The organism is Rathayibacter sp. PhB179 (genome assembly GCF_004345345.1).
Classification (GTDB): Bacteria; Actinomycetota; Actinomycetes; order Actinomycetales; family Microbacteriaceae; genus Rathayibacter; species Rathayibacter festucae.
Window position 1 is genome coordinate 284,476 of the sequence record NZ_SLVD01000007.1, and the last position, 10,942, is coordinate 295,417.

The following is a 10,942-nucleotide window of genomic DNA, read 5'->3' on the forward strand; positions in this document are numbered from 1 at the left end:
CGTCAGCGGCCCTCGCCTCCAGGGCTCGGGTCAGCCCGCTGCCGGTCCCGTCGGCAGGGTGAGGGTGCCGGTGAAGGGGGTGGAGTAGCGGGTGCCGAGGGGGGTGGTGCCGGAGAAGGTGCGGCTGAAGGTGATGCTCCCGGCGTCGAGGTCGGCCTGGGTGACCTGGGCTCGGACCTGGTAGTAGGGAGCGGGCTGGCCGGGCGTGAGGACCATGCTCGTGTCGTTGATGTTGCGGAGTTCGACGTCGCCGCTGTTCACGGGATAGGCGATCCAGGTGATCCGGGTGCCCACCTTGACGGCTTCGCCGTTCTTGAGTTCGAGGTGCCCCTCGAACTCGCCGGAGAGCCTGGGGCGCTCGGCGGGAGCGGGCAGGGCCAGCGTGCCGGTGACGGCACCGGAGGTGTAGCGGGTGCCGGAGACGGTGACGGCGTCGTAGGTCCTGCTGACGCCGACGCTGCCGGCGTCGAGGTCGGCCTGGGTGACCTGGCTCCTCCAGGAGAAGTGGTCGGTGGTCTCACCGGGGGCGAGGTCGACGTCGATGCCGTCGATGGTGCTCAGCTCGATGTCGCCGGTGTTGGCGAGCTCGGCGGTCCAGGTGATCCAGGTGCCGGCAGTGACGGGCTCACCGTCCTTCGTGTCGAGGACGCCGGTGAAGTGCCCGTCGATGCCGGGGTGCTGGACCGGGAGGGTGAGGGATCCGGTGATGGTTCGGGAGTTGTACGGGGTGCCGTCGGGGGTGGTGGCGGAGAGGGTAGCGGCGAAGGTGGCGGTGTGGGCGTCGATCTCTTCCTGGGTGAGCTTGGTCTGCCAGTAGCCGTTGGTGGCGGTCTGGCCGGGGGCGAGGTCGGTGTCGGTGCCGTTGAGGTTGTTGAGGGTGACGTCGCCGGTGTTGGTGGCCTCGATGTGCCAGGTGATCGTGGTGCTGGTGGTGGCGGGTTCGCCGTCCTTCTTGTCGAGGGTGCCGACGAGGCGTGCGCTGACGCCGGGGTGCTCGACGGGGAGGGTGAGGGAGCCGTGGAGGGTGGGGGAGTTGTAGGGGGTGCCGTCGGGGGTGGTGGCGGAGAGGTTAGCGGCGAAGGTGGCGGTGTGGGCGTCGATCTCTTCCTGGGTGAGCTTGGTCTGCCAGAAGAGGTGGGTGGTGGTCTCGCCGGGAGCGAGGTCGGTGTGGCTGCCGTTCAAGTCCTTGAGGGTGACGTCGCCGGTGTTGGTGGCCTCGATGTGCCAGGTGATCGTGGTGCTGGTGGTGGCGGGTTCGCCGTCCTTCTTGTCGAGGGTGCCGACGAGGCGTGCGCCGAGGCCAGGGTGCTGGACCGGGACGGGCGCGGGCGACGGGGTCGCAGTGTGCGCGGTGACTGTCGCCGTCCCCGGCGACGCCCCGTCGGCGTGCGCGGCGGTCGCGGCGCCGCCGAGGAGGACGAGGGACAGCGCTGCCGAGACCGTCACGTCGAGGGCTCGTGCGGTGTGACGGCGGCCGGAGGTGGATCTGGGGGAACTGTGGCGCGGGGTCATGGCGCTCCTTGGCGTGAAGGGTGAACAGAGGATGTGAAGCATTGTCACATCCACCGTCGACCCGGATCGCGTCCGTCGTTCCCTGTGGCGCGAGACGCGCCTCTCAGTCGGCCTGGGTGGGGAACGGCCCGAGGTCGAGCAGGAAGCGCAGGATCTCGCCGGCCGGGGCGCGGACGGCGGGGCCGGAGCCGAGCGACCAGGAGGCGTCCGTCGGCACGAGGGAGCTGCCGCGGGCTGCGGCGCGGATGGCCAGCGGGGCGCGGAGGGAGCGGTCGAGCGCGACGGCGCCGGACACGCGCTCGGGGAGCACGGTCTCGGGGGCGAGGGCGAGCTCGACCCTGACCGCTTCGACCAGCTCGGCGACGCCGGTGGGGCCGCGGCCGGCGCGGCGGGCGGTGGCGAGGGCGGTGAGCGCCGCCGGCAGCGCTGCCGGGGCGGGAGGATCGGCGGCCTCGCGAGCGCCGAGGCGGGAGGCGAGCCGTTGCGTCGTGCTGCTGGAGAGCCGCACGACGAGCGCGCCGAGAAGAGGGGTGGAGACGGCACTGGCCGCCCCGCCCTCCGCGAAGGAGGGGGAGGCGGCCAGGACGGCGAGCCGGTCGAGCCGATCCGCGACGAGCGGGCGCCAGTCGTTGCTGACCCCCGACTCGTCGACCGAGGCTCCGGAGCTGAGCGGCAGGAACCGCGACCAGTCGGCCACGACCGGAGCGGCTAGCGTCCGCCGGAGCGGCGCTTGTTGTAGACGTCGAAGGCGACCGCGAGCAGGAGCACGAGGCCCTTGACCGCCTGCTGCCACTCGATGCCGATGCCCATGATCGACATGCCGTTGTTCAGGACGCCGATGATCAGACCACCGAGGATCGCGCCGCCGATGGTGCCGACGCCGCCCTGGACGGCCGCGCCGCCGATGAACGCGGCCGAGATGGCCTCGAGCTCGAAGCCGTCGCCGGCCTTCGGGCCCGCCAGGTTGAGGCGGGCGGTGAAGACGAGGCCGGCCAGCGCCGCGAGGACGCCCATGTTGACGAACAGCCAGAAGGTGACGTTGCGCGTCTTGATGCCCGAGAGCTCCGCGGCGTGCAGGTTGCCGCCGATGGCGTAGACGTGGCGGCCGAAGACCGAGCGGTTCATCACGACGCCGTAGACGAGGACGAGGACGGCCAGGACGATCAGGGTCACCGGGATGCCCTTGAACGACGAGAGCGCGAAGGCGAACGCGGCGACGACGACGGCGATGAGGACGAGCTTGGTGACGAACCAGGCGCCGGGCTCGACGCCCTGGTTGTACTTCTGGCGGCCGCGGCGGGTGCGCACCGACTGGACGGTGAACGCGACGATCGCGAGCGCGCCGACGCCGAGCGACAGCGGGTCGAGACCGGTGGTCTCGCCGAACAGGTCGGTGAGGAAGCCGTTGCCCAGGGCGCGGTACTCGATCGGGAAGGAGCCGATGTTCGCGTTGCCGAGGACGACGAGCGCCAGGCCGCGGAAGATCAGCATGCCCGCCAGGGTCACGATGAACGCGGGTATCCCCACGAACGCGATCCAGAAGCCCTGCCAGGCGCCCACCAGAGCTCCGATGAGCAGCGAGAGCACGATCGAGACGAACCACGGCAGGCCCATGTTGACGGCGAAGACACCGGACATGGCGCCGACGAACGCGGCGATCGAGCCGACCGAGAGGTCGATGTGCCCGGCCACGATGACCATCACCATGCCGATGGCGAGGATGAGGATGTAGCCGTTCTGGACGATCAGGTTCGAGATGTTCTGCGGACGCAGGAGGATCCCGTTGGTCATGATCTGGAACAGCAGCACCACCACGATCAGGGCGATGAAGATGCCGTTCTTGCCCAGGTCGCCCAGCACGTGGCTGAGGCGCTTGGTGAACGCGTTCTCGGTGGGGTTCACCTGCGCTCCCGCCGCCGTCGGCGGGGTGTTCTGCAGATCGGTCATCGTTGCTTCTCCTGGGTCATGAGGGTGAGGACGGCCTCGGGCGTGGCCTCGGCGATGGGCAGCTCGCCCGTGATGCGGCCCTCCGACAGCGCGTAGACGCGGTCGCAGATGCCGAGCAGCTCGGGCAGCTCGGAGGAGATGACGATGATCCCCTTACCCTCCGCCGCGAGCTTGTTGATGATGGTGTAGATCTCGTACTTCGCACCCACGTCGATGCCGCGGGTGGGCTCGTCGAGGATCAGGACGTCCGGGTCGGAGTAGATCCACTTCGAGAGGACGACCTTCTGCTGGTTGCCACCGGAGAGCTTCCCGGTCTTGGCGAGCACGGTCGGCGACTTGATGTTCATGCTGCCGCGGTACTCGTTGGCGACCTCGAACTCGCGGTTGTCGTCGACGAGTCCGGCGCTGGACACCTTGGGCAGCGACGCGAGCGAGATGTTCCGCTTGATGTCGTCGATCAGGTTGAGGCCGTAGTGCTTGCGGTCCTCGGTGGCGTAGGCGAGGCCGTGGGCGATCGCCTCCGACACGTTGCGCATCCTGATCTCCTTGCCGGCCTTGAAGACCTGGCCGGAGATGCGGCTGCCGTACGAGCGGCCGAAGAGGCTCATCGCGAACTCGGTGCGGCCGGCGCCCATCAGGCCCGCGATGCCGACGATCTCGCCGCGGTGCACGGTGAGGTTCACCTTGTCGACCATGACGCGGGTCGGGTCCTGCGGGTGGTGCGCGGTCCAGTCGACGACGCGGAGGATCTCCTCGCCGATGTGCGGCGTGTGGTCCGGGTAGCGGTGGTCGAGGTCGCGGCCGACCATGTCCTTGATGATCCGGTCTTCCGTCACGTCGTCGTGCGCGATCGTCTCGATCGTCTTGCCGTCCCGGATGACCGTGACGGTGTCGGCGATCTTCTTGATCTCGTTGAGCTTGTGGCTGATGATCAGCGAGGTGATGCCCTGCTCCTTGAGGTGCAGGATCAGGTCGAGCAGGTGGTCGGAGTCCTCGTCGTTGAGCGCCGCGGTGGGCTCGTCGAGGATGAGCAGCTTGACCCGCTTGGAGAGCGCCTTGGCGATCTCGACGAGCTGCTGCTTGCCGACTCCGATGTCCTGGATCTTGGTGGTGGGGTTCTCCTTCAGGCCGACCCGGGCGAGCAGCGAGGCCGCCTCCTGGTTGGTCTTGTTCCAGTCGATCAGACCGGCGAAGCCGCGGACCTCGTTGCCGAGGAAGATGTTCTCCGCGATGGAGAGGTAGGGGCTGAGGGCCAGCTCCTGGTGGATGATGACGATGCCCTTCGCCTCCGAGTCGCGGATGCTGGCGAACTGCATCACCTCGTCCTCGAAGACGATGTCGCCCTCGTACGTGCCGTGCGGGTACACGCCCGACAGCACCTTCATCAGCGTCGACTTGCCGGCGCCGTTCTCTCCGCAGATCGCGTGGACTTCGCCGCGCTCGGCGTTCAGCGTGACGTCCTGGAGCGCCTTCACGCCCGGGAACGTCTTGGTGATGCCGCGCATCTCGAGGATGTTCGTGGTCACGCGTGCCTCCCTTCCTTCGTAGTGGGGGAGGGCGCCCGATGGGCGCCCTCCCGGGGTCGTGCTGACGTCAGTGGAGGCGGTGCTTAGCCGTTGACCTCGGCGTCGGTGTAGTAGCCGCCGTCGACCAGCACGGACTGGATCTGGTCCTTGGTGACGATGACCGGCTCGAGCAGGAAGGACGGGACGACCTTCTCGCCGTTGTCGTAGGTCTCGGTGTCGTTGACCTCGGGCTCGGTGCCCTCGAGGACGGCCTGGGCCATGGAGACGGCCTCCTTGGCGAGCTCGCGGGTGTCCTTGTAGATGGTCGCGTACTGCTCACCCGAGATGATCGCCTTGACCGAGTCGAGCTCGGCGTCCTGACCGGTGATGATCGGGAAGTCGGTGCCCACGGTGTAGCCGGCGTCCGTCAGCGCGGAGATGATGCCGCGGCTGAGGCCGTCGTAGGGCGAGAGGACGCCCTGGATCTTCGAGCCGTCGGAGTACGTCTTGGTGATGATGTCCTCCATGCGGCTCTGGGCGACCTCGGGGTCCCAGCGCAGCGTGGCGACGGTGTTGAACTCGGTCTCGCCCGACTTCACGACGAGGGTGCCCGCGTCGATGAACGGCTTGAGGGTGTCCATCGCGCCGTTGAAGAAGAACGTGGCGTTGTTGTCGTCGGGGCTGCCGGCGAAGAGCTCGATGTTGAAGGGGCCGGCCGGGGCGCTCGCCGCGGCGGTGCCCTCGAGGTCGGTCAGGCCGAGGCCCGCGAGGAGCGAGGTGGCCTGCTGCACGCCGACCTTGTAGTTGTCGAACGTGGCGTAGTAGTCGACGTTCGGCGAGTCGCGGATGAGGCGGTCGTAGGCGATGACGGGGATGTCGTTGGCCTTGGCCTCCTCCAGCACGCTGGTGAGGGTGGTGCCGTCGATCGAGGCGACGATCAGGGCCTTGGCGCCCTTGGTGATCATGTTCTCGAGCTGCGAGACCTGGGTGGGGATGTCGTCCTCGGCGTACTGCAGGTCGACCTGGTAGCCGGCGTCCTCGAGCTGCGACTTGACGTTGTTGCCGTCGGCGATCCAGCGCTCGGAGGACTTGGTCGGCATCGCGACGCCGACGAGGCCGCCGTCGCCCGAGCCGGAGCCCGAGTCGCCGGAGCCGCTCGAGCAGGCCGCGAGGGAGAGGATCATCGCGCCGCCGGCGAGGCCGGCGATGAGAGCGCGCTTCATTGTGGTCACTGTGATTCCTTCGTCATTGAATGCAGCGGGTGCTGGGCTGCCGCGGGGTGCCAGCGGCGGCGGGACGCTCATGTGAGCGATCACATGGAGTGATGCTAGACCCGCTGGCGGCAATCGTGCCACCACGGATGTCTCGACTCGATAACGGCGCGGATCATCGGTGCGCCGCGCGCACGACGGCCGCGAGCGACCGGGGAACGGCGGTGGAGCCGCGGACCATCAGCTGCGGGTCGATCGGCGGAGACGCCTCGGGACGCTCGCCCTCGATCAGGCTCAGCAGCGTGGCCACGCAGCGTCGGCCGAGCTCGGCGAAGTCCTGCCGCACGCTCGTCAGCGGCGGCCAGTAGTAGGCGGCTTCGGGGATGTCGTCGAAGCCGATGACGCTGACGTCCTCGGGGACGCGGATCCCGCGCTCGTGGAACGCGCTCATCACGCCGAGCGCCATCTGGTCGTTGGCGGCGAAGACCGCGGTGACGTCGAGGAGGCGGCTGAGCTCGAGGCCGACGTGGTGGCCGCGCTCGGCGCTCCAGTCGCCGAGGATCGGCGGGCGCAGCGGCAGGTTCCGGTCGCCGAGCTCCACCAGGTAGCCGCGCATCCTGGCCTCGGCCTCGATCCAGTCCTGCGGACCGGAGAGGTGCACGATCTCGGTGTGGCCGAGCTCGATCAGGTGCGCGGTCGCCATCCGTGCGCCGGCCATCTGGTCGACGTAGAGCGCGTCGCCGCGCTCGGCGTCGGTGGTCTGCAGGGTGACGTTCGGGATCCGCAGCGCGACGCCGGAGAGGATGTCGAAGACGCGGATCTGCGGGGCGATGACCACCAGACCCTCGACCGCCTGGTTGAGCAGGTGCCGGATCCCGGCCTGGATGGAGTCGCCGTCGGTGCCGTCGACGTTGGCCGTGACGACGAGGTAGCCGGCGTCGCGGGCGGCGACCTCGATGGCCTGGATGCTCGACGCGGGGCCGAACTGCAGGCTCTGCGAGGAGAGCACCCCGATGGTGCGGGTGCGGCTGGTGACCAGGGCGCGGGCGGCGAGATTGGGGCGGTAGTCGAGCTCGGCCATCACGCCGAGCACGCGCTTCTTGGTCTCGGCGCGCAGGCTCGGGTGGTCGTTGAGCACCCGGGAGACGGTCTGGTGCGACACTCCGGCGGCCCGGGCGACGTCGTAGATGCTCGGGGCCCGCGGCGCGGGCTTGTCTTCCGGCATCGGGCACCGTGGCTTCCTGTGATCGGGCGGCGCTTCGTCGCAGGGACGCGGGTGCCGCTGCGATGCGGGGCCCGCCCGTCCGCGGGCGCGTGTGAGCACACCTTACGTCTCCCGCGGGGCGGAACCCCTCTCAGGGGGACGCGGGGGTGCGCGGGGCTCCGGCTCGTGGAACGGGGGCGGGCACGTCGGATCGCGGGGTTCCGGCGTGCCGGGGGTTGTTTCGCGTGCCGGAGGTCGGGGCGACGGAGGTTCGGCTCGCGGGATGGGGTCGGGCTCGCGGGATCGCGGGGTTCCGGCGTGCCGGGGGTGGTTTCGCGTGCCGGAGGTGGGGCGGGCGGAGGTTCGGCTCGTGGAACGGGGTCGGGCTCGTCGGATCGCGGGGTATCCGCGTGCCTGGGGCGGTTCCGCGTGCTGGAGCTGACGCGTCGGAGCTTCGGCTCGTGGAACGACCTCGGGCTCGTCGTTCCGGGGGCCTCTCGCGTGCCGGAGTTGTTTCCGCCTGCCGGCGGTGGGCGGGGGAGCGGCGGTGGGCTGGAGGGTAGGCGCTCGACAGCGGGATGGCCAGCACCTCGCCAGCGGAGCAGGGCGGACCGACGATGGAGGGGCAGGCGGGACGCGCACCGGCGCACGACCGGCGCGACGGCCCGCCCCATCAGCACCGCTCCGCATCACCGCGGGCACCGACGAGAGGACGACCGATGGGCTTCTGGGGACAGGACGACGACGACTCGCACGGCAGGCCGCGCCCGGTCGACGAGCCGCTGGGCGAGCTGGAGCTCGTGCACGAGTTCACCGACGGGCCGATGCCGACGGGTGTGAGCGTGTCGCACACGGGCCGGATCTTCGTGAACTTCCCGAAGTGGGGCGACGAGGTGCCGGCGACGGTCGTCGAGCTGCGGGACGGCGTCGCGGTGCCGTTCCCGGACGAGGCGTGGAACTCGCCCGACGGGGACGACGACGCGGAGGCGCTGGTCTCGGTGCAGAGCATCGTGGTCGATCCGGCCGACCGGCTGTGGATCCTGGACACGGGCAGCCCGCTGTTCCAGCCGACGAAGCGCGGCGGGCCGAAGCTCGTCTGCGTCGACCTGGCGACGGACACGGTCGAGAAGGTGATCGTCCTCGAGCCGGACGTCGCGCTGCCGACGACCTACCTCAACGACATCCGCTTCGATCTGCGGCGCGGGATCGCCTACATCACCGACTCCGCCGACTCCGGGCCGAACGGGATCATCGTCGTGGACCTCGAGTCCGGCACTGCCTGGCGCCGCCTGCACGAGCACCCCAGCACCAAGGCGCTGACGCCGCCCGAGCTCGTGCCGATGGCCGAGGGGCGGGTGCTGATGAAGCGGCCGGCCGACGGCGACCCCGAGCCCGTGACGATGGGCGCGGACGGCATCGCGATCTCGGCCGACGGCGAGCGGCTCTGGTACTGCCCGCTCGCCTCGCGGCGCTGGTACAGCGTGGCGACCGACGCGCTCGTCGACCGCGGCGTCTCCGACGAGGACGTCGCTGCGACGGTCGTCGACGAGGGCGACAAGGGCGGCGGGGCGGACGGACTCGAGACGGACGACCGGGGCCGCTTCTACGCGACGAGCTACGAGAACAACGCGATCGTGCGCCGCCGCACCGACGGCACCATCGAGACCCTCGTGCACGACGAGCGCCTGCTCTGGCCCGACACGATGTCGCTCGCGATCGACGGGCACCTCTACGTCACCGCCAACCAGCTGCACCGGCAGGCCGACTACCAGGGCGGGACGGACCTGCGGACCTACCCGTACTCGCTGTTCCGCCTCGCGGTCGACGCGGGGCCGGTGCTGCTGCGCTGAGCGGCGCCGCGTGCCGGTCGCGTACAGGACCGTGCCGGTCGTGCGCCGAACCATGCCGGTCGGGGGCCGAACCATGCCGGTCGCGCGTCGAAACATGCTGGTCAAGTAGCCGTGCGCGGGACGGCGTATCGAGACCCCGCGTCTGCAGAACGGCGGATCTCGATACGCCCGCTGCGCGGGCTACTCGATCAGCAGGAGACGCGGGCTACTCGATCAGCAGGAGGCGGGCTTCTCGCTGGAAGCGCCGCCTTTCATGCTGGTCGAGTAGCCCCGAAGGGGCGTATCGAGACCCTGCGTCTCCAGAAGGGTGGATCTCGATACGCCCGCTGCGCGGGCTACTCGATCAGCATGCCCGGCCCGCTGCGCGGGCTACTCGATCAGCATGAGCCGTCAGGCGACGCCGGCCGCGCGGCGCACGAGCACGGCGACCGTGGCACGGGTCGCGTCGTCGGCCGCGGTGAGCGCGTAGGCCGTCGGCCAGATCGTGCCATCGTCGAGCTGCGCGCCGTCCTGGAAGCCGAGGGTCGAGTAGCGGGTGCCGAACTTCGCGCCCGGCTGGAAGAAGACGATCGCCTTGCCGTCGGCGCGCGCGTAGGCGGGGAAGCCGTACCAGGTCTTCGGCAGCAGCTCGGGCGCCTCGGCGGCCACGACCTCGTGCAGCATCTGCGCGATCGGACGCTCGACGTCCGTCATCGCGGCGATCGCCGCCTCCGCGTCGGCCTTCTCCGCGGCGGTCTTGTCGGCGCTCTTCTGCCGCTTCGCCTCCTCGCGCAGCTCGGCGGCGCGCTGCTTCATCGCGGCGCGCTCCTCTTTCGTGAAGCCGTCAGCCATGGGAGTCTCCTTCGCGCGGGCCCGGGCGGTCCGTCGGGGCTCATCGTGGCAGTCGGCGGCGATCGCGGCAACGGCGGAGACGGCCGCCCGCTCGGCAGCCGTGTCGGCGGCCGCCGGTAGCGTGGACGGATGCGCCTCCTCCTGATCCGCCACGGCCAGACCCCCTCCAACGTCGACGGCATCCTCGACACCCGCATCCCCGGACCCGGGCTCACCGAGCTCGGCCGCAGCCAGGCGGCGGCCCTGCCGACGACGCTCGCCGACGAGCCGATCGGCGCGCTCTTCGTCTCGACGATGAAGCGCACCCACGAGACGGCCGCGCCCCTGGCCGCCGCGCTCGGGCTCGAACCGGTCGAGCGCGCGGGCATCCGCGAGATCGCGGCCGCGGGACTGGAGATGCGCGGCGACGAGGCCGCGGTCGAGGAGTACATGGGCACGGTCTTCCGCTGGGCGGGTGGCGAGACCTCGCTGCGGCTGGCCGGCGGCGAGACGGGCGACGAGTTCGCCGCCCGCTACGACGCGGTGGTGGCGGAGGCGGAGGCGACCGGCCACGACGTCGTCGCGCTGGTCAGCCACGGCGCCGCCATCCGCTGCTGGGCCGGGCTCCGCTCGCTCGACCTCGACGCGGACTTCATCGCCGACCACCTGCTCGACAACACCGGCATCGTGGTCCTCGAAGGCTCGGGCTCGGAGTGGTCGCTCGTCTCCTGGGAGGGCGAGCCGGTCAGCGGCGTCGGCGTCACGGCCCCGTCCGGGCCGGCGGGCGAGACGACGGACTGACGGCGGGGGATCTCGAAGCTTCTATTTGTCAAGGTCGGCAGAGGAGGGGGAAGAGTTCGCGGCAGAGAGCTCGTTTGAGGAGGCGGAGGATGTCTTTCTTGG

Annotated in this window: 9 protein-coding genes; 2 read left to right on the plus strand and 7 right to left on the minus strand. The window is 70.3% G+C overall.

All coding sequences use genetic code 11. From position 1 onward, the window contains the following. Positions 1-30: 30 nt before the first annotated feature. The 6 genes from EDF43_RS15720 to EDF43_RS15745 form a co-directional block, all read right to left on the minus strand. Entirely contained in the window at positions 31-1,446 is a 1,416-nt protein-coding gene (locus EDF43_RS15720; RefSeq protein ID WP_165932479.1) for a hypothetical protein, read from the minus strand. 169 nt (positions 1,447-1,615) lie between these two features. Next, positions 1,616-2,209: a hypothetical protein gene (locus tag EDF43_RS15725; protein ID WP_132437621.1), complete on the minus strand. Its 594-nt coding sequence runs from the start codon at positions 2,207-2,209 to the stop codon at positions 1,616-1,618. An 11-nt stretch (positions 2,210-2,220) separates the two neighbouring features. Then, positions 2,221-3,459 (minus strand): multiple monosaccharide ABC transporter permease, encoded by a 1,239-nt coding sequence (gene mmsB / locus EDF43_RS15730; protein ID WP_123447756.1) that lies wholly within the window; start codon positions 3,457-3,459, stop codon positions 2,221-2,223. Continuing rightward, positions 3,456-4,985 (minus strand): multiple monosaccharide ABC transporter ATP-binding protein, encoded by a 1,530-nt coding sequence (mmsA, locus tag EDF43_RS15735; RefSeq protein ID WP_123447755.1) that lies wholly within the window; start codon positions 4,983-4,985, stop codon positions 3,456-3,458. The genes mmsB and mmsA overlap by 4 nt, the downstream gene beginning before the upstream one ends. Positions 4,986-5,068: 83 nt before the next feature. Then, complete coding sequence (gene chvE / locus EDF43_RS15740; RefSeq protein WP_132437646.1) at positions 5,069-6,187, minus strand: multiple monosaccharide ABC transporter substrate-binding protein; 1,119 nt, start codon at positions 6,185-6,187, stop codon at positions 5,069-5,071. A gap of 163 nt (positions 6,188-6,350) precedes the next feature. Then, on the minus strand, positions 6,351-7,400 hold the full coding sequence (locus tag EDF43_RS15745) for a LacI family DNA-binding transcriptional regulator (protein ID WP_123705241.1): 1,050 nt from the start codon (positions 7,398-7,400) through the stop codon (positions 6,351-6,353). A 698-nt stretch (positions 7,401-8,098) separates the two neighbouring features. On the opposite strand from EDF43_RS15745, the gene EDF43_RS15750 reads away from it, so the two are divergent. Then, positions 8,099-9,229, plus strand: a complete 1,131-nt coding sequence (locus EDF43_RS15750; RefSeq protein WP_132437622.1) for an L-dopachrome tautomerase-related protein — start codon at positions 8,099-8,101, stop codon at positions 9,227-9,229. Between the two features lie 390 nt (positions 9,230-9,619). Here EDF43_RS15750 and EDF43_RS15755 read toward each other — a convergent pair whose 3' ends face one another. Continuing rightward, positions 9,620-10,060 (minus strand): hypothetical protein, encoded by a 441-nt coding sequence (locus tag EDF43_RS15755; RefSeq protein WP_132437623.1) that lies wholly within the window; start codon positions 10,058-10,060, stop codon positions 9,620-9,622. Positions 10,061-10,189: 129 nt separating this feature from the next. Between EDF43_RS15755 and EDF43_RS15760 the strand changes: the two genes are divergently transcribed. Then, entirely contained in the window at positions 10,190-10,840 is a 651-nt protein-coding gene (locus tag EDF43_RS15760; protein ID WP_123737322.1) for a histidine phosphatase family protein, read from the plus strand. Positions 10,841-10,942 lie beyond the last annotated feature (102 nt).